The organism is Zoogloea sp. JDB1, from assembly GCF_056724025.1.
Window position 1 is genome coordinate 3386522 of sequence record NZ_CM161496.1, and the last position, 18700, is coordinate 3405221.

Below are 18700 nucleotides of genomic sequence, written 5' to 3' on the forward strand. Positions count from 1 at the left end.
GTGTTAGCCGTCAAGCTCATAAATGCACCTTTATCTCTCGGACTGTGCAAGACAGGATGGCTCCGAGCTCATTGAGTTGGGAGCGCGATAGGCCAGCGCAGTTCGGGTTTGCCGCTTCGGCAATATATCTCGCGAAACCAACCTGCCACGGAGACGCCATTTCATTTAAGGATACAGACGCGCCGCAGCACGGAGCTTTCAGTTCCAGTGATGCGAAATGTGTTTCGGCGGCGTCGGACATTGCGTCGTACCACCAGGATTCGGCGTCGTTGCCGCAGGATGGGCAAGAAACGCCTTCCCAATTACCACCGGCATCAACGAATTGAATTTCGTCAAGAAAGCGAGATTCGATCATTTCGGCATCAGGAAGCACAGAGCGCAAGAAGGCTTCTGCGTCGGAGGCCGCAGCCCGCTCAGGCAGGAGTGTGGGCTCACTTGGTATGTAGCGGAGATATGAGTCGGACATGACGGCTAACGTTTGACGTGAGGTGCCGCCGCAGCGGCGAAGCCGCGAAGGGAACCCACAAGCGCAGCTTGTGGGTGGTCCCTCTCGACGGAATAGTTAGAGTGCTGGGCCATCAGCTGATTTTTTCAAAGGTCGCGTGAGACTCTACCCACTTACCTTGCCGACGATCTTTCCATGTCTTTGACTCAGGCTCGAAATCGCAGAGCTCGATGTGAACTGTGCCGCGCTTCTCCCAAGAGCTGCCAACATGCCTAAGCTCAAGGATTACGATGTCACCTGCGCAATCATCAACCACGATCTTCGAATCTAACCGAACAACGGCAGCATCTTCTTTGTTTTGGCCGGGGATGAATCTAACGAGATGACCATCAACATGGTCTTTTCCCGAGAGCCATCGAGGCTCGTAATCGTACCCACCACTTAAGCGAATTTTGTTTCCGATGCTCAGTTTCGATGAAAACATCATTGCGCTCTAACGTCGTAGCTCAGCCGACGGGAAAAAGCGCAGCTTTTGACCGGTCGGCTGCAGCGAATGGTTAAACATCACCGTTTCCCTCTGCTTTTGGCTTGTTCCTCTCAACGATCTCGATAAGGACCCTTTTGACTTTCATGAGACCATCGACTGCATCGTCAAGCGGCATCGGCGTACCACGGCTCAGTACAAATGCAGCGGCCATATTGTCGCCGCCAATGATTAGGGAGCCACTGATTTATTCCCCGCCCCCCGGCACACGAGCACACGCGAGATAATCCCGCAGTGCCTTCCCTTTACGAGACCTTGATCGATGCAATCGAGCTTTTCTGACCTGGAGTACGCCGCGAAGAAGAAGCTGACGCGGCGCGATCGCTTTCTTGCCGGGATCAACACGGTGACGCCTTGGGCGGCGCTGGAGGCCGAGATCGAGCCGTTCTATCCGAAGGGTGAAGGCCGTGGGCGCCCTCCGATTGGCCAGGCGCGGATGCTGCGCATGTATGTGGCCCAGCAGTGCTTCGGGCTCTCCGACGAGGGGATGGAGGATGCACTCTACGACAGCCAGGCGATCCGGGGCTTCGTGGGGATTGATCTGTCGCGGGAGTCGGCGCCGGACGCAACGACGCTGCTGAAGTTCAGACGGCTGCTCGAAACCCACGGGCTCACGCGCAAGATCTTCGAGGCCATCAATGCCCATCTGGCCGAACAAGGCCTGATCCTGCGTGAAGGAACGATTGTCGATGCCACGCTGATCGCGGCCCCGCCATCGACGAAGAACAAAGCGAAGGCGCGCGACCCGGAGATGCACCAGACAAAGAAGGGGAACAACTGGCACTTCGGCATGAAGGCTCACATCGGCGTCGATGCACAGTCGGGACTGGTGCATACGCTGGTCACGACAGCCGCCAACACCAGCGACATCAGCCAGGCCCATGCCCTGCTGCACGGCAAGGAGCACACCGTGTTCGGTGATGCGGGTTACCAAGGCGTCGAGAAACGCCCCGAGAACCAGGGCAAGACCGTTGAATGGCTGGTGGCGATGAAGCGCAGCGTGCGCAAGGCCCTGCCCGCCGATGCGTTGGGTCGGTTGCAGGAGCGCTTCGAGAAGCTCAAGGCGAGCATCCGGGCGAAGGTGGGGCATCCCTTCCACGTGATCAAGAACCTCTTCCGGCATCGCAAGACCCGCTACCGCGGGCTGGCAAAGAACGAGGCGCACCTGTTCTCGCTGTTTGGCTTCGCCAATCTGCTGCTCGCCCAAAGGCGCATGCCGGCGATGCATGCCCGAGGTGCGTCCTGAGCGGTGAAATCGGAGGCATGCTCCTCGAAAATCGGTCTTTTGATGCCTGGCGGTCAGCATGTTTGAATGGACTTGGCCGGAAACTCGCTCGGGAGAGGCTGGGCGGGGATTTCTTCAGCGTCTCCCTTAGAAAGGGTTAGGCGTCACTTTGCTTGGCAATGCGGAATGACGAGAGATCACGGGCTAAGTTTTGGAGATCCGGATAGATGTCACCTTTGCGGAACCCGCACACTGCTAGTTCATTTGCCACCGAATGCACACCGGCAGCGGCGACTACGATCTTCTTCAGGGGGCGTCCATTTAGAGGGAGCGCATCAAGCGGAGTAGATGTGTTGTGAATCGTGAACGCACCTTGCTGAACAAACATTCGCATATCGGTTTCAGATGCCAACACGGCCTGAATTACTTCGTCTTCAACGCCGCCATCGTGGTAGAACGCGCCCTCAATTAGGTCGCGGCATTTGCCGGAATCAATTGTGACGGTGAACTCGCCGCGCTGTTGCAATGCATTCAGAGTGTAGGGATCAAGAGCCCAGACGCATGCATCGACAGCCTTGACACTTGGCTCGTACAAGTAGCGCTCGATGGCGAAGTAGCATGCGATGAGCGGTGACCGCGACCAGTCGAGCAGGCGCGTGGGTACGCCGTAGTGTTGCATTAGGGAGATCCAGCCCGGCACATCCTCAAAACTCGGTGTATGACCGTGTCGCATGCCCGCGCGAGAGCGAAAGGTGTGGGCCAAGTGACGTTCAAAGCGGCCCGCCTGCTGTCGGTTGCCGCCTTGCCGGTAGATGCTCGGTAGTAGACCCCATTGAGCATCATGCTGGCCTCTGTACCAGTACGTCTGATTCTCGCGGAGCGTGTCTTCCGCGACGACAGCGATCAACTCGCCAAGGGACTTCACTGTGACAGTTTCAACTGCTGGCGAAGCGGTCATTGTCTTGATCCTGCAAGAGAGCCTGGGACGCACCCGGTCGGGTGACGCCTAACGTCTGAACTCACCGGCCCGCGCTGCTTTTCGCGCAGGTCCGGTGGAATGACTACAAAAGGACTTCCCCCACCCGCCCGGTGGGCTTGCCACCCGGCATCCAAGTGCCAAGATTGAATTGCTTAAGCTCAATCTGAAACGGCGAGGAGGGAAGTCAAAATGGATACTACGACTGTTGGTGTGGATCTGGCAAAGAACGTCTTCGTGGCCTGCGTGGCGGACTGCACCGGTCGGATCGTGGAACGGCGGGAGTTCAACCGATCGGGCTTTCTGACGTGGCTCAGCACGCTGCCGACGGGCACAGTGATCGGTATGGAAGCGTGTGGCAGCGCCCACCACTGGGGCCGCACGGCGCAGCGTCTGGGCCTGGCGCCGCGCCTGATGGCTGCCGAGTTCGTCCGCCCCTACCGCAAGCGCCAGTCGGTCAAGAACGACAGAGCTGATGCTGAGCGTGGCTCGGCCTCGCGCCCAGTCAGTCGGGCAGCGGGGGCAAGACGAAGCTTGGTCGGATCACGCGGCGAGGGGACGACTACTTGCGCACCCTGCTTGTGCAAGGTGCGCGTAGCGTCTTGGCGGCGACGCTTCGAAAGCAGCGGCGGGAATCTCCTGAAAAATTGACTCGTCTGCAACAGCGGATCGTCGTGCTCAACGGACGGATCGGCTACCACAAGACCTTGGTCGCCATCGCCAACAAGCACGCCCGGCAACTGTGGGCGGTGCTGGCCAAGGGCCGGCGCGCGTCAAGCTAGTTGTCGCCTGATTCATGCAGCTCTTTGCTGTTTATTCCCCATGGCAACAACTACGTCTCGCTCGGGATTGAGAGTCACCACGGTGATGGGTGACCAGTCCCGGGTGTTGCCCGTCCAGCGCGCAGGATGGCGCGCTCGGGCCTGGGCATAGAGTGCGTGACGCGCCGCCAGGATCGCGTGATCCTCGCCCGCATGGCGCTGGGCCGGGCTCACGTAGCGGATGCCGCTGTGGCGATGCTCGACGTTGTACCACTGCACGAAACCGCTGGCCCAGGATCGGGCGGCTTCCAGATCCTCGAATCCCCTTGCCGGAAACTCGGGTCGGTACTTGGCCGTGCGGAACAGCGCTTCGGCGTAAGCATTGTCATCGCTGACCCGGGGCCGCGAGTAGGAAGGCTTGATACCCAGCCAGTGGAGCATCGCCAGCACCGTGGTGGCCTTGAGCGTCGCGCCGTTGTCGCCGTGCAGGATGGGCTTGTCCGCCAGGGCGGCGATCCCTTCAGCCAGCGCCGTGCGACGCACCAGATGGGCGGCATGTTCGGCGGCGTCGGTGCCGTGCACTTCCCAGCCGACGATCTTGCGGCTGTAGAGATCCAGGATCAGATACAGATGGAACCAGCGCCCGGCTACCGTGGCCGGCAGATAGGTCATGTCCCAGCACCACACCTGGCGCGGTGCGGTGGCGATGTGGGTGCTCGGTGGGCGAGAGGCTGCGGGGGCTTTGGCACGCCCCCGATGCGTCGTCTGGCCCGCTTCGCGCAGGAGGCGGTGGAAGGTCGATTCGCTGGCCAGATAGACGCCTTCGTCGGCCAGCATCGGAACGATGCGCGCTGGCGGCAGGTCGGCAAAGCGGGCGTCGTTGGCTACCTGCAAGAGCGCATGCCGCTCCGCCTCGGTGAGGGCGTGGGCAGGCCGGGGGCGCAGCGTTGCCGGTCTGAGGTCCCCGCGCACGAGGCCGTCCTCACGTTTCCAGCGCTGCAGCGTACGCAGCGTGATGCCCGCCACCTTGCAGGCCGCGTCAAGACGCGCCCCGGCGTGCTGGGCGGCTTCAATGTTCCGGACCTTCATCCGGCGATCTTCCAGGCCGATCATGCGTCCTCGTCCCTGTCCTTCGGAAAGATCGCCTCGAGCTTTTTTGAAAGCACCAGCAGGGCTGCCGCCTCCGCCAGGGCCTTCTCCTTGCGGCGCAATTCCCGCTCGAGCTCCTTGATGCGACGCCGATCCTGCTTGGTCTGCAAGGGACTGGCACGGGCCTCCTCGGGTGTTGCCAAGGCTTGCGTGGCTGCCTGACGCCATTGGGCTAGATCCTGCGGATAAACCCCGTGCTCCCGGCACCAGGCATTCCGGGCCGTCTCATCGAGGGCCGCGGTGGTGAGCACCGCCTCGAACCGGGCCGCCGCTGTCCAGGCCCGCTCGCGAGCGGGCCTGGACAGCGCATCACTGCGCCAACGCTCCAGCGTCGCTACGCCCACGCCGATCTCACGCGCAACGGCCTCCACCGTCGCGCTCTCCGGCGGCAACAATCTCGCCACCGCCCTATCCTTGAATTCCTGTCCGTATCGCGCCACGTCGTTCTCTCATCATCGCCCCCGAATTTAGGATTCTATCGAGGCGACAACTATTCTGACGCGGGGGGGGGCGAGTCCTACAACCCACAGGCCTGGCAACGGGGCTGAGCACAACCGAGCAATGGCAACTGCACATCAGCGAGAGACGAACAGGTCAGACCGACCAGCAGAGAGCCTGGCTAACCTGATGGCGGATCAATGAGAGAAACGGCTGATCCCTGTTTCCCTGATCCCGCCGATGAACGATTGAGGCCTGCTGGTGCGGTTAGTCGCATGGCCCCGGGGCGAGACCCGATCAAGGCCGATTAGAGAGAGGCAGTCTGTCTGTCCGATCCGTTGCGTGTGTGCAGGCGTCAGGAAACAAAAGCAGGGAGGCAGGAAAGGAAAACCGGCCTGGCGGCCGGTCATTGGAAAATGGTGCTTGACGGGGAAGTCCTTAGAGCCATGTTAGAGGTTTTCACGAATCGACTTTCTGTTCTCTGGTTCCCAGTAACCACCACTGCCGTGATACGTCTCGGCATGTAATGAAAACAACTCACCGCATGAACTACAGCGGAAACGATAGCCAACAATGTCGTCCCACTGCTCCCCTTTGGCCAGGGCCGCAAATGTGACTTGCGAAATTGGATCGGGGTTGGGCTCCTCTGTGATAGTGCCGTCATCGAGGTTTTGCTTCGCGATTTGAATTGCTCGGCGCAACTCATGAGGCTGCCGAATTGCAAACCGCACGCAAAGGTCTTTGCACTTCTCGCATGACATGGACTGGAGGCCTCTAACGTTCACGCTCGCCGGACGGCGGACAGCGAAGCTGGCCGGCGGTCCGGTGGAGCGGATTGTTGGGCCAACACATTAAAATTCTTCAATGTCTCCCCCTCGCGAGATGTACTCCTCATGGAGGTCATAACAAATCTGGATGAAGAGTTCTTGGATAACGTAATTTTCTAGCGATTGGACATCGATACAAGTCGCCAACTCTTCGACTCCTTGCGAAATCCCGTCAGTAAGGTCCGTGAAAGCCGCAGCCGCAAGATCAAATAATTCTCTTAGTTCATTCACAGTCGGCTCATACAGAATTCCGTGCGCGAATCTATTCCGTATTTTGTTGATTCGCGTCAGCACCTCGCGCTGCTTGCCGGTGATTGTTCCCACGTCTGCATTGAGAGCAAGAAGCTTAGCGTGGCTCAACTCATCCGAGATCCGACCTAGCGCGGGGTCGTAAATCGTAATCAACTTCCTCAAGAGGTACTCGATTGCTAAATGCCCCGAAAGAAACACGGCAAGAATCGGCCGTTCCTCAACCGTGCGTTGATATAGGTCAGTGAAGGTCTGAACGCTCATGCTCCTGAAGCCTAACGTTGTATCTATGGACTCCCCCGATTTTGCAAGATGAATGTGTTGTTGGTTTGATGGACAAGCCTGCAGGAATCTATCCGGCCTACTATGGCACCCGTCGGCGCCGGCCCTGATGACATACGCACCACGGAAGCCTCATTAGTTAAACGGCCTGGCGCGGCCAACAACGTTATCAGGCTCTTTCCGTGTCGGTTTGATCCGTCATTCCATCAACACTTTCGCTCGCAAACCTACGGTGGGAAATCACTGGTACTGCGGTTGAAGATCGACAGCCTCTATGGTTCAGGCGGCCACTCGGTACTCGGTTCCCCGAGCCAGCATCGCCCAGATGATCCGGGCATTCCTGGCTGCCAAGGCAACAGCAGCCAAATTGTTGCATGCTCTCGATTTCAGGGCCTCGGCCCAGCGGCTTTTCCTGTCCTCCTTGCCGGCCGTCAGGCGCAAGGTTGATCTCGTGCCGTGAATCAGCAAGGTCCGCAGCACCACATCCCCTCGCTTGCTGATGGCGCCAAGCCGGGTCTTGCCGCCGCTGGAGCTTTGCCGGGGCGTGAGCCCCAACCAGGCGGCAAACTGCCGCCCGTTCTGCATGTTGGGCCGGCCCACGGCTTCGCAGATCGCTTCGGCAGCGTTGGCGTCGTTCTTGCCGCTCTTGCGGTAGGGGCTGACGAATTGCGCCGCCATGAGCCGCGCATCGTGCCCCAGTTTGATCAGTTCCCGAGCCCAGTAGTGGGGTCCGGCGCAAGCTTCGATTCCGATCAGACACGACGGCAGGCTGACGAAGAAGGTCAGGACTTCGCCGCGGGATAAGGTCCTTTTGCAGACCGGTTTGCCGTGGCTATCGACACCGTGGAGCTGGAAGACGGATTTGGCAATGTCGAGACCGATGCGGACAAGCTGTTTCATGGCACTTCCTCCTGGTTTCACACCCGCAGCTCCAGCCTTGCCGCGCCGCGCATTGACTTCGCGACACTCCGGCGTATTCTCAAAAGACACGCGGCCCATTTCGGGTGGGCCATGGTGGGAGATAGAGCCCGGCGGATGTTTGAGGCGCTCCACGGAGCGAACCTTCGGCCCAGTAGTGGCCGCACTGGCCGGTTCACGATCCATCAGGAGGAGGAATCGTTCGATGTGGAAATCTCTGCACATTGATCCCAAGAAGTGCACCGGCTGCCTGCAATGCGAGATGGCATGTTCCGTGGAGCACACCGGGGTCATCAATCCTTCCAAGTCGCGCATCAAGGTCTTCAGCTTCGAGACCGAGGGGCGCAAGGTGCCATATACCTGTACCCAGTGCACCGAGGCGTGGTGCCTCAACGCCTGTCCGGTGGACGCGATCCGCGTCGATGCGGCGACGGGCGCCAAGCAGGTCTTCGACGACGTCTGCGTGGGCTGCAAGGTGTGCACCATCGCGTGCCCCTTCGGCACCGTCAATTACAACCAGGACACCGGCAAGGTCCAGAAGTGCGACCTGTGCGGCGGCGATCCGGCCTGTGCGACGGCGTGCCCGACCGGTGCGATCACCTATATCGACGCGGACTGGACCGGCCTCGACCGCATGCGGGCGTGGGCTGCCAAGGCCAACACGGCCGTCACGGAATAAGGAGGCGACCATGGGCTGGAACAGGAAAGTGCTGCGCGTCGACCTCAGCGCCGGCACCTGCAAGGAAGAACCGCTCAACATGGAATGGGCCGACGAATACCTTGGCTCCCGTGGCTTGGCGACCAAGTACCTGGTGTCGGAGATCGATCCGAAGGTCGATCCGCTGTCGCCGGACAACAAGATGATCATGTCCACCGGGCCGCTGACCGGCACGATGGCGTCCACCGGCGGGCGCTACACGGTGGTCACCAAGGGCCCGCTGACGGGCGCCGTGGCGTGCTCCAACTCCGGCGGCTTCTTCGGTGCCGAGATGAAGTTTGCCGGCTGGGACATGATCATCTTCGAGGGCCGTTCGCCGAAGCCGGTGTATCTGTATGTCGAGAACGACAAGGCCGAGCTGATCGATGCGAGCGACCTGTGGGGCAAGAGCTGCTGGGAGACCGAGGAGGCGATCAAGCATCACCACCAGGACCCGCTGATCCGCGTGTCGTCGATCGGCCTGGCCGGCGAGAACCAGGTGCTGTTCGCGTGCATCGTCAATGACCTGCACCGGGCCGCCGGGCGTTCCGGCGTCGGCGCGGTGATGGGCTCGAAGAACCTGAAGGCGGTGGCCCTGCGCGGCACCAAGGGCGTGTCCGGCATCAAGGACATGAAGGCCTTCATGAAGATCACCAGCGAGAAGAAGAAGATCCTCGCCGACAATGCGGTGACTGGCCAGGGCCTGCCCAAGTACGGCACCCAGGTGTTGATGAACGTCATCAACGAGATCGGCGCGCTGCCGACCCGCAACCACAAGGACGTGCAGTTCGAGGATGCGGGCAAGATCTCCGCCGAGGCGATGCACGAGAAGCGGCCCACCGACGGCAAGCCGCAGCTGGTCACCAATGCGGCCTGTTTCGGGTGCACCATCGCCTGCGGGCGCATCGCCGAGATCGACAAGGGCCACTTCACGGTGGTCAACAATCCCAAGTACTGGGGGGCCTCCGGCGGCCTGGAGTACGAAGCGGCCTGGGCGCTGGGCGCCGCCAACGGTGTTGGCGACCTGGAGGCTTTGCAGTACGCCAACCTGCTGTGCAATGAGCAGGGCATGGACCCGATCTCCTTCGGCGCCACCATCGGCGCGGTGATGGAGCTCTACGAGATGGGCGTGCTGACCAAGGAGCAGCTCGGCACCGAGGCGCCTTTCGGCTCCGCCGAGGCATTGGCGCGCCTGGCCGAGATGACCGCCCGCGGCGAGGGTTTCGGCAAGGAAATCGGCCAGGGCTCCCGGCGGCTATGCGCCAAGTACGGCCACCCGGAACTGTCGATGACCGTCAAGGGCCAGGAATTCCCGGCCTACGACGCCCGAGGCATCCAGGGCATGGGCCTGGCCTACGCCACGTCCAACCGGGGCGCCTGCCACCTGCGTGGCTACACGGTGGCGTCGGAAGTGCTGGGCATTCCGGTCAAGACCGATCCGCTCACCACCGACGGCAAGCCGGAGCTGGTGAAGGCCTTCCAGGACGCGACGGCGGTGTTCGACGCGGCGGGGATCTGTGTGTTTACGTCCTTCGCGTGGACGGTGGCCGACGTGCAGCCGCAGATCGAGGCGGCCTGCGAAGGCGACTGGTCGATGGAAAAGCTCAACGCGATGGGCGAGCGGATCTGGAACATGGAGCGCCTCTTCAACAACGCGGCGGGCCTGACCAGCAAGGACGACAACCTGCCGCCGCGCCTGACTACCGAGCCGGCCAAGACCGGTCCGGCCAAGGGCCTGGTGAACGGTTTGGCGACGATGCTGCCGGAGTACTACAAGCTGCGCGGGTGGACGCCGGACGGGGTGCCGACCGCCGAAACCCTGGAGCGCCTGGGGCTCTGACGAGCGGGATGGCGGGGCAGGCGTTCCGCCATCTTTCTGTCCCTTCCTGTGTCCTGCGCCGACGCCGCCTCGCGGCACGCGTCGGCGCGATCCTGAACCGAGGATTCCCCGATGAAACACCTGATCCTGGGCAATGGGCCGGCGGGCGTGGTGGCCGTCGAAGCCCTGCGCCGTGCCGCGCCGCGCGACGAGATCGTGATGGTCGGTTGCGAGAACGAGCCGTCCTATTCGCGGATGGCGATTCCTTACCTGCTGGAAGGCAACATCGACGAATCCGGCACCTGGCTGCGCAAGACGCCGGACCACTTCGACAAGCTCGGCGTGCGCCAGCTGAACGCGCGGGCGGTGGCGCTGGATACCGCGCAGCAGCGGGTGCTGTTCGCCGACGGGCACTTCGAGAGCTACGACCGCCTGCTGGTGGCGACCGGCTCCCACCCGGTGCGCCCGCCGATTCCCGGCGTGGATTTGCCGGAGGTGCAGACCTGCTGGACGCTGGCCGACGCGCGGGCGATTGCCGCCCATGCCAAGCCCGGCGCGCGGGTGATCCAGCTCGGCGCCGGCTTCATCGGCTGCATCATCATGGAGGCGCTGGCCAAGCGCGGCGTGGAGTTGACCGTCGTCGAGATGGGCGACCGCATGGTGCCGCGCATGATGACGCCCAAGGCCGGCGGCATGATCAAGCGCTGGGTGCAGGAGCAGGGCATCCGCGTCGTCACGTCGGCGGGGGTTGAGCGCATCGAACGTGGCGATGCCGGCGGCGCCCCGCTGACGGTCAAGCTGTCCACCGGCGACCTGCTGCCCTGCGACCTGCTCATCGTCGCGGCCGGCGTGGCGCCCAACATCGCCTTCCTGGATGCGACGCCGGTGCATGTGGCCAAGGGCGTGCTGGTGGATGCGCGCATGGAGACTTCGGTGCCGGGCGTCTTCGCGGCCGGCGATGTGGCCGAGGCGCCGGACCTGTTCACCGGCGCCCATCTGGTGTCGGCGATCCAGCCCAACGCGGCCGACCAGGCCCGTGTGGCAGCGGTCAACATGGCCGGCGGCGATGCGCGCATGCCGGGCGTGCTGGCGATCAACGTGCTCGACACCCTGGGGCTGATCTCCACGTCCTTCGGGCAATGGTGGGGCGAGCCGGACGGGCAGGGCGTCGAGCATGTGGACGAGGCGGCATACCGCTACCTCAGCCTGCAATTCAAGGACGACGTGCTGATTGGCGCCACTTCCATCGGCATGACCCAGCACGTGGGTGCGCTGCGGGGGCTGATCCAGGGCAAGCTCAAGCTAGGCCCGTGGAAGGACGTGCTGCTGCACGCGCCACAACGCTTCTTCGAGGCCTACCTGGCGGCGACCCAGCCGGACTCGGTGGCCCGTCATCACCCGGTGGCCGCCTTCGCATGAGAGTCGTCTTCAAGCTGTTCGCGTCGCTGTCCGACTACCTGCCGGCCGAGCGGCGCGGCAACCGCATCGAGCTCGACGTGCCGTCCGGCACGACGGTCGGCGACCTGATCGCGCGTTATCAACTGCCGGAGAAGAGCGCGCATCTGGTGCTGGTGAACGGCCATTACGTCGCGCCCGCCGGGCGCCCCGAACACGCGCTGCAGGAGGGCGACGAACTCGCCATCTGGCCGCCGATTGCCGGAGGCTGATGCTTGCTGCGGGGGGAGGATGTGTGCGCGCCGGAGGGCTTCGTGCGGGAGGTCGGCGCGACGCCGGCGGAGTTTGAACGGGGCCTGCGGCTGGCTTTGCCGGATGGCGTCAGTGCGCTTGAACCGGGCCGGCTGCGCGCCGACGACGGCCGCGCTGTGCTGGAGGTGGAACTCAGCGAGATGCCGGAGCGCTGCATCGGCCTGTTCCGCCTGCCAGTGCTGCATGCGCGCCTGCGCTTCACGGCGGGCGACCCCGCCGCGCGCGCGGCGCTGCTGGCCCGCATCGATCTCGCGATGCAGCGCGGCGGCGGCTGAGCCGGTATCTTTCTGCGCATGAACGGACTCACGCAGGCCTTTGCCGATGCCTTCGCCTTGCTTGCCGGTTTCGACCAGCGGGTTGCCGGGATCGTGCTGCTGTCCCTGCAGGTCAGTGGGTTGGCGGTGCTGTTCGGCACGTTGGTCGGCCTTCCGCTGGGTGCCTGCCTGGGTGTCGGGCGCTTTCCCGGCCGGACGGCGCTGGTGGTGATCCTCAACGGCTGCATGGGCCTGCCGTCGGTGGTGGTGGGCGTGGTGGTCTATCTGATGCTGTCGCGCTCCGGGCCGTTGGGTGGGTTGGGCCTGCTGTATTCGCCGACGGCGATGGTCGTCGCCCAGAGCCTGCTGGTGGTGCCGCTGATGGCGGCCATTGCCCGGCAGGTCGTCGAGGATGCCTGGCGGGAATACGAGGAGGAGCTGACGGCGATGCGTTTCGGCTGGTTCGACAGCGTGCGCGTGCTGCTCCACGACTGCCGCCATTCCCTGCTGGTGGCGGTGCTGGCCGGGCTGGGGCGGGCCATGTCCGAGGTGGGCGCGGTGATGATCGTCGGCGGCAACATCGACCGCTCCACCCGCACGATGACCACCGCGATTGCGCTGGAGACCAGCAAGGGCGACCTGCCACTGGCCATCGCGCTGGGCCTGGTGCTGCTGTCGGTGATCCTGTTGCTCAACGGTCTCGCCCACGGGCTGCGGCAATGGGCGCTGAGGCGTTACGCATGAGGGCGGCCGACCTGGCACCGACGCCATCCCTGTTTCCGCTGCGCATCCACGAACTTTGCTGGCAGGCCGGCGGACGCCGGGTGCTCGACGGGCTGAGTATGGAGCTGGGCGGCGAGGGCATCACGATCCTGCTCGGCCCCAACGGGGCGGGCAAGAGCGTGTTCCTTCGGACCCTGTGCGGGCTGCTCGAAGCGGACAGTGGCGAAATTGAATGGGGCGAGTGGGGCGCAGGGGCCCGTCCCGAGTTCGGCGTGGCGATGGTTTTCCAGCAACCGAAGATGCTGCGCGATTCGGTGCTCGGCAACGTGGAGCTGGCGCTGCGCCCGCAGCGTGTGCCGGCGGCGGAGCGGCGGCAAAGGGCCCGTGCGGTGCTCGAACGGGTCGGTCTCGCTCATCGCGCCGACGACGGCGCCCGTGGCTTGTCCGGCGGAGAGCGTCAGCGCCTGGCACTGGCGCGGGCCTGGGTGACGCGGCCGCGCCTGCTGCTCCTCGACGAGCCGACCGCCAGCCTTGATCCGTCCTCGGTGGAGGCCATCGAGCGCATCGTGCGGGAGATCCGTACCGAGGGCACGCGCATCCTGATGACCACCCACAACCTCGGCCAGGCCACCCGGCTTGCCGACGACGTGGTGTTCATGGACGCCGGCCGTGTCTGCGAGCACGCGCCGGTCCAGCGTTTCTTCGCCCGCCCGGCCTCCCAGGCCGCGCGGCTCTACATCCAGGGAGAACTACCATGGCGTATGGCGTTTTGAAGTTCCTCAGATCTGCTGTGCTGGGCCTGGCGGCGCTGGTTTCGGCGGCGCAGGCCGGCGAAACCATCGTGGTGGCGTCCACCACATCCACCGAGCAGTCGGGGCTGTTCAATTTCATCCTGCCGATCTTCGAGAAGGAAAGCGGCATTGCCGTGAAGGTCGTGGCCCTCGGCACCGGCCAGGCGTTGGACGTGGGCCGGCGCGGCGACGCCGATGTGGTGCTGGTGCACGACCGGCCCGCCGAGGACAAATTCGTCGCCGACGGCTATGGCGTCGAGCGTAAAGACGTGATGTACAACGACTTCGTGCTGGTCGGCCCGGTGGCCGACGTGGCGGGCGTGAAAGGGGCGAAGGATGCGACGGACGCCTTTGCGCGCATCGCCCGCAAGGGCAGTCTGTGGGTGTCCCGCGGCGACCGCAGCGGCACCCATTCTGCCGAACTGCGCTTCTGGCAGTCGGCGGGCGTCGACCCGAAGGGGCAGGGCTGGTACAAGGAGGCTGGCTCCGGCATGGGGCCGACGCTGAACATGGCGGCCGGCATGGGCGCCTACACGCTGGCCGATCGGGGCACCTGGGCCAGCTTCAAGAACCGGCAGGACCTGACCATCCTGTACGCGGGCGATCCCAAGCTCTACAACCCCTATGGCGTGATGCTGGTGAACCCCGTCAGACATCCGCACGTCAGGAAGGCAGCTGGCGAGCAGTTCATCGCCTGGCTCACGTCGGCGGACGGCCGGCGGGCGATCTCGGCCTATCGCATCGGCAACGAGCAGCTGTTCTATCCGCTGTCCAAGTAACTGGACTTACTCTGCCGGTTGCGTCAGGACGGCGTGGCCGTGCTCCAGGCGCTCCACCTGGGCCAGCGTCGACACCGGCACGCCCAGCGCCTCGATGTGCTCGCGGCCCTGCTTGAAGCGCTTTTCCACCACGAAGCCGGCGCCCAGCACCTCGGCACCGGCTTCCCGCACCATGTCGATCAGCGCGGTGGCAGTGCGGCCGTTGGCGAGGAAGTCGTCCACGATGACGACCCGCTGGCCGGCCTTGATGTAGCGCTGGGAGATCACCAGCCGGGTGTGGCCGCCCTTGGTCGGCGACGGGATGATCCGCGAGATCGCCGGCGCTTCAACCTGCGGCGAATACTTTTTGGCATACACCAGCGGCACGCTGAGGGTCTGCGCGACGATCAGCGCCGGCGCGATGCCGCTCGCCTCGGCGGTGAGGATCACGTTGGGCTGGAAGAAGGACAGGCGCCGCGCCAGTTCGTGGGCCAGTTCGAAGATGAAGGCCGGCTCGATGCGGTGGTTCAGGAAGTGGTCGATGCGCAGGATCTGGCCGTTCTCGACGGTGGCTTCCTTTTCGATGCGGTGGACCAGCGGGGCGTAGGGGGCGGTGAGATCGAGATGGGGACTCATGGTGTGGCTCATATGCGTCGTGTCGGCGGTCGGATGGCCGCCTGCACGACGAGTTTATCAATTGGACTTTCCCGAGCCTGTGGCAGTTTCCGCAAGGCGTTGCAGACGGCCACGCACCAGCGCGATGTGTTCGCGCAGGGTGTACAGCTCGGTGCTGAAGGCGAGGGGCAGTTTGCGGTGCAGCGCGTGCTGCTCGATTCGGTCGACACGCAGGATGAAGGCGTCGATGGCGTCCGCGTTGTGGGTAGCGGTGGGGGCCTGGTCGAGTTCGTTCTCCAGGTATTTCAGCTCGCCGTACCAGCGGTAGATGCGGGAGCGGATGCGCCAGTTGTAGATACCCGGCAGCACCTTGGAGAGGGGAATCACCACCGCCACCAGCGGCAGCAGCATGACGGTCAGGCGGTCGATCAGCACCGCCAGCCAGAACGGCAGGTAGCGCTGCAGGAAGGGTGGGCCGCTCTCGTAGAAACGGCGTGCCGACGGGTGCAGCGGCAGCGCGTGATCCTGCGGCGCCGGGAAGGCGCCGGCCGCCTGCAGCAGGCCCGACGCGCTGTGGATCTCGCGGGCGTGCTTGAGGAGCAGGGTGACGATGGCCGGATGGATGTCGGCCTTGACCACCAGATTGGCGGTGGCGGCGAGCAGGTGGATGTCCCTGGCCGGCCGGTCGCTGGCAATGTCGATGGCGCCGCGGGGCAGGGTGACCGTCAACAGGTGCGGAAAGTGGCGCACGTAGCCTTCCGCCTGGACGAAATCGAGCAGTTTGATGCCCTCCGTGTGGAGCAAGGCCTCCACCACCGGCGCCTGCGGCGCGCCGACCACGAAAAAAGCATCCACGTCGCCGCGCTTGAGGGCGTCCACCGCCTCCATGCCACCAATGGCCACCAGCGTCGGGTCGTGGGTGGCGAAGCCGTTGGCGGACAGGAGTTGCAGCGCGAAGAGCTGGGCGCCGCTGCCCTGTACGCCGACGGCGATCTTCTTGCCCTTCAGTTGAGTCAGTCGCTCGTAGTCGTCCCTGCCCCGGTAGAACACCCACACCGGCTCCAGGTACATGCTGCCGAGAGTCGCCAGATCCTCTGATTCCGGTTCATTGGCGATGCCGCCCTGCACGAAGCCCGCGTCTACGCTGTCGTCGGTCTTCAGGCGCATCAGGTTCTCGACGGCGCCGGTGGAGGGGCGCAGCTCCACCTCGATGCCTTCCTGGGCCAGCTTGGCCTTGTAGCGTTCACCGAAGAACTGGTAGGCGCCCCCAGCGGCGCCGGTGCTGATGACGATCTTCTTCGGTGGCGCGGGCCGCACGAACTGCCAGGCCAGTACGAAGGCGGCGATGACCAGTGCGACGGCCGGCAAGGCGAGGACGAGGAGGTCGCGACGGCTGCTGGTGGCGGTCAGGCGGCGCATGGGGAGCTCCTGTGGCGGCAGGTGGATTCAGGGGGCCGAATGTTACGCCTGTCCGGCGCACTGCGGCGGCCGGCGGTTTGCCGAAATGCACCGGGAACGTGCCTCGCTCCGGGAATTTCCCGTTGATGGTGCGCTGCCGCATGAGATGTCGTTTCACGCATGCTCGTAAGTTCATGATTCTTATGGAGAGGCGATCCGTGATTTAACTGGCATACATGCTGCTAACTTGGATTCTGTCTTGTATCCAAGTTTGGGTGCTTACCGTGAATGCCAGCCTGCCACGTGTATTGACGATCGATTCCCTGCTCGAAGGCTACCGGAGCGGGCATTTCCTTCCAGGCGGCCTGGTTCGTGCGCTGCTGGCACGGATCGCTGCCGCCGACGATCCGGCCGTGTGGATCAGCGTGGCGTCCCACGCCGATCTGCGCGAGCGGTTGGCGGATATGGATGCCAGCCTGCTGGCCGACCCGGTGGCCGCGGTGGCCCGCCGGCCGCTGCTCGGCGTGCCCTTCGCAGTGAAGGACAACATCGACGTGGCGGGCTTCAGGACGACCGCCGCCTGCCGCGAATTCGCTTACCTGGCCGAGCGCTCGGCTGACGCGGTGCGGCGCCTGGAGGAGGCTGGTGCCATCGCGCTGGGCAAGACCAACCTCGACCAGTTCGCCACCGGCCTGGTCGGCACCCGCTCGCCCTACGGTGCAGTGTGCAATCCCTTCCACCCGGACTACATCTCCGGCGGTTCGAGCTCCGGTTCGGCGGCGGCGACTGCGCTCGGGCACGTGGCTTTCGCGCTCGGCACGGACACGGCCGGGTCGGGCCGGGTGCCGGCGGGCTTCTGCAATCTGGTCGGACTCAAGCCGACGCCGGGGCTGATCGGTACCGGCGGCGTGGTGCCGGCCTGTCGCAGCCTGGACTGTGTGTCGATCTTCGCTCACACCGTCGCGGATGCCTGGCAGGTGTTGGCGGTCACCGCGGACGGGGCGGTTCCCGCCCATGGGCTCAAGCCACGCGGCATCGCGGTTGGCGTGCCAATCGGGCTGCAGGGGGAACTCGACGCGCAGGCCCGGAAGGCTTTCGAGGCGGCCCTTGCTGCGGTGCAGGGCCTGCCCGGCGTGAGCCTTGTGGATGTGGATCTGGAACCTTTCCACGCAGTGGCGGCGCTGCTCTACGACGGGCCGTGGGTGGCCGAGCGACGGGCTGCGCTGGGCGATTTTCTCGACACACCACATGCGAGCCTTGACCCGATCGTGGCGTCGATCATCGGCCGCGCCGATACCCAGTCCGCCGCCGATGCTTTCCGCGGTCGCTATCGGCTGGAAGCGCTGGCGCCGGCCTGCCATCAGGTCTTCGAGCAGGTGGACGTGCTGCTGGTGCCGACCACGCCGACCCACTACACGCGGCGGGAGATCGACCAGCAGCCCATCGAGCGCAACGCCTGGCTGGGGCGCTACACCAATTTCGTCAATCTCCTCGGCCTGTCGGCGTTGGCCTTGCCGGGCCCGTTCCGCAGTGATGGCCTGCCGGCGGGCGTCACCCTGATAGGCCCGTCCGGCGCCGATCATTTGCTGGCAGAAACCGGGCGCCGTTGGGAAAGCGTGCTGCATCGGCGACTAGGCCTGACCGAAGCGGCGCCGCCGCGCAAGGAGCAGCCCTTGCCGGCCCTGCCGCTGCGGGAGGCCACCGTGCAGGTCGCCGTGGTCGGCGCCCACCTGAGCGGTCTGCCGCTCAACTGGCAGCTCCTCGAACGGGCCGCCCGGCTGGTGGAGACCACGCGCACCGCGCCGCTCTACCGCCTGCACGCCTTGCCCGGCACCGTGCCGCCCAAGCCCGGGCTCGAACGGGTGAGCGGCGAGGGGTACGCCATCGAGGTGGAAGTGTGGGAGATGCCGCTGCGCCTGTTCGGCAGCTTCGTCGCCGAGATTCCGCCGCCGCTGGGCATCGGCACGCTGATCCTCGCCGACGGCCGGCAGGTGAAGGGCTTCATCTGCGAGGGTGCCGCCCTGGCCGGCGCCCAGGATATTTCCGCCAGCGGTGGCTGGCGCGCGCATCAGCGCGCGGCGGCGCCGCTTTCCGACCCGACCTTGTCCTGAACCCCCAACGAAA

Annotated in this window: 17 protein-coding genes and 1 pseudogene; 11 read left to right on the forward strand and 7 right to left on the reverse strand. The window is 64.4% G+C overall.

Annotated elements, in window-relative coordinates:
* Nucleotides 1-16 precede the first annotated feature (16 nt).
* Nucleotides 17-355: a hypothetical protein gene (locus AC1PPK_RS15275; protein WP_481113889.1), complete on the reverse strand. Its 339-nt coding sequence runs from the start codon at nucleotides 353-355 to the stop codon at nucleotides 17-19.
* A gap of 896 nt (nucleotides 356-1251) precedes the next feature.
* Between AC1PPK_RS15275 and AC1PPK_RS15280 the strand changes: the two genes are divergently transcribed.
* Nucleotides 1252-2235: an IS5 family transposase gene (locus AC1PPK_RS15280; protein WP_481113890.1), complete on the forward strand. Its 984-nt coding sequence runs from the start codon at nucleotides 1252-1254 to the stop codon at nucleotides 2233-2235.
* Nucleotides 2236-2371: 136 nt separating this feature from the next.
* Here the strand turns inward: AC1PPK_RS15280 and AC1PPK_RS15285 are convergent, their stop codons facing one another.
* Nucleotides 2372-3172 (reverse strand): FRG domain-containing protein, encoded by an 801-nt coding sequence (locus tag AC1PPK_RS15285; RefSeq protein WP_481113891.1) that lies wholly within the window; start codon nucleotides 3170-3172, stop codon nucleotides 2372-2374.
* A gap of 210 nt (nucleotides 3173-3382) precedes the next feature.
* On the opposite strand from AC1PPK_RS15285, the pseudogene AC1PPK_RS15290 reads away from it, so the two are divergent.
* Nucleotides 3383-3972, forward strand: a pseudogene (locus tag AC1PPK_RS15290) (transposase).
* A 12-nt stretch (nucleotides 3973-3984) separates the two neighbouring features.
* Here the strand turns inward: AC1PPK_RS15290 and AC1PPK_RS15295 are convergent.
* The 3 genes from AC1PPK_RS15295 to AC1PPK_RS15305 all read right to left on the reverse strand — a co-directional run bounded on the left by AC1PPK_RS15295 (nucleotide 3985) and on the right by AC1PPK_RS15305 (nucleotide 7796).
* A protein-coding gene (locus tag AC1PPK_RS15295) for an IS3 family transposase (protein WP_481113585.1) occupies nucleotides 3985-5540 on the reverse strand; the annotation gives its coding sequence in 2 pieces (ribosomal slippage) (nucleotides 3985-5111 and nucleotides 5111-5540; 1557 coding nt in all).
* Between the two features lie 849 nt (nucleotides 5541-6389).
* A complete protein-coding gene (locus AC1PPK_RS15300) occupies nucleotides 6390-6878 on the reverse strand; it encodes a hypothetical protein (protein ID WP_481113892.1) in 489 nt (162 codons plus the stop codon).
* A gap of 297 nt (nucleotides 6879-7175) precedes the next feature.
* On the reverse strand, nucleotides 7176-7796 hold the full coding sequence (locus AC1PPK_RS15305) for a transposase (protein WP_481118229.1): 621 nt from the start codon (nucleotides 7794-7796) through the stop codon (nucleotides 7176-7178).
* Between the two features lie 223 nt (nucleotides 7797-8019).
* Between AC1PPK_RS15305 and AC1PPK_RS15310 the strand changes: the two genes are divergently transcribed.
* From AC1PPK_RS15310 to AC1PPK_RS15345, 8 genes are all read left to right on the forward strand, one after another.
* Nucleotides 8020-8493: a 4Fe-4S dicluster domain-containing protein gene (locus tag AC1PPK_RS15310; RefSeq protein WP_481113893.1), complete on the forward strand. Its 474-nt coding sequence runs from the start codon at nucleotides 8020-8022 to the stop codon at nucleotides 8491-8493.
* A 10-nt stretch (nucleotides 8494-8503) separates the two neighbouring features.
* A complete protein-coding gene (locus AC1PPK_RS15315) occupies nucleotides 8504-10351 on the forward strand; it encodes an aldehyde ferredoxin oxidoreductase family protein (protein ID WP_481113894.1) in 1848 nt (615 codons plus the stop codon).
* A 111-nt stretch (nucleotides 10352-10462) separates the two neighbouring features.
* Nucleotides 10463-11749: an NAD(P)/FAD-dependent oxidoreductase gene (locus tag AC1PPK_RS15320; protein ID WP_481113895.1), complete on the forward strand. Its 1287-nt coding sequence runs from the start codon at nucleotides 10463-10465 to the stop codon at nucleotides 11747-11749.
* A complete protein-coding gene (locus AC1PPK_RS15325) occupies nucleotides 11746-11997 on the forward strand; it encodes a MoaD/ThiS family protein (protein WP_481113896.1) in 252 nt (83 codons plus the stop codon). The genes AC1PPK_RS15320 and AC1PPK_RS15325 overlap by 4 nt, the downstream gene beginning before the upstream one ends.
* 3 nt (nucleotides 11998-12000) lie before the next feature.
* Complete coding sequence (locus AC1PPK_RS15330) at nucleotides 12001-12312, forward strand: hypothetical protein (RefSeq protein ID WP_481113897.1); 312 nt, start codon at nucleotides 12001-12003, stop codon at nucleotides 12310-12312.
* A gap of 18 nt (nucleotides 12313-12330) precedes the next feature.
* On the forward strand, nucleotides 12331-13035 hold the full coding sequence (locus AC1PPK_RS15335; protein WP_481113898.1) for an ABC transporter permease: 705 nt from the start codon (nucleotides 12331-12333) through the stop codon (nucleotides 13033-13035).
* On the forward strand, nucleotides 13032-13787 hold the full coding sequence (locus tag AC1PPK_RS15340; protein ID WP_481113899.1) for an ATP-binding cassette domain-containing protein: 756 nt from the start codon (nucleotides 13032-13034) through the stop codon (nucleotides 13785-13787). The genes AC1PPK_RS15335 and AC1PPK_RS15340 overlap by 4 nt, the downstream gene beginning before the upstream one ends.
* Nucleotides 13769-14584, forward strand: coding sequence for an ABC transporter substrate-binding protein (locus AC1PPK_RS15345; RefSeq protein WP_481113900.1), 816 nt, complete (start codon nucleotides 13769-13771; stop codon nucleotides 14582-14584). Before AC1PPK_RS15340 ends, AC1PPK_RS15345 begins: the two co-directional genes overlap by 19 nt.
* Nucleotides 14585-14590: 6 nt before the next feature.
* On the opposite strand, the gene AC1PPK_RS15350 is transcribed toward AC1PPK_RS15345, so the two are convergent.
* Together AC1PPK_RS15350 and AC1PPK_RS15355 are read right to left on the reverse strand one after the other, a co-directional pair.
* Nucleotides 14591-15199: a xanthine phosphoribosyltransferase gene (locus tag AC1PPK_RS15350; RefSeq protein WP_481113901.1), complete on the reverse strand. Its 609-nt coding sequence runs from the start codon at nucleotides 15197-15199 to the stop codon at nucleotides 14591-14593.
* Between the two features lie 57 nt (nucleotides 15200-15256).
* On the reverse strand, nucleotides 15257-16597 hold the full coding sequence (locus AC1PPK_RS15355) for a TAXI family TRAP transporter solute-binding subunit (RefSeq protein ID WP_481113902.1): 1341 nt from the start codon (nucleotides 16595-16597) through the stop codon (nucleotides 15257-15259).
* Between the two features lie 263 nt (nucleotides 16598-16860).
* Here AC1PPK_RS15355 and atzF point away from each other — a divergent pair, with 263 nt between their 5' ends.
* Entirely contained in the window at nucleotides 16861-18687 is a 1827-nt protein-coding gene (atzF, locus tag AC1PPK_RS15360) for an allophanate hydrolase (RefSeq protein ID WP_481113903.1), read from the forward strand.
* Nucleotides 18688-18700: the final 13 nt, after the last annotated feature.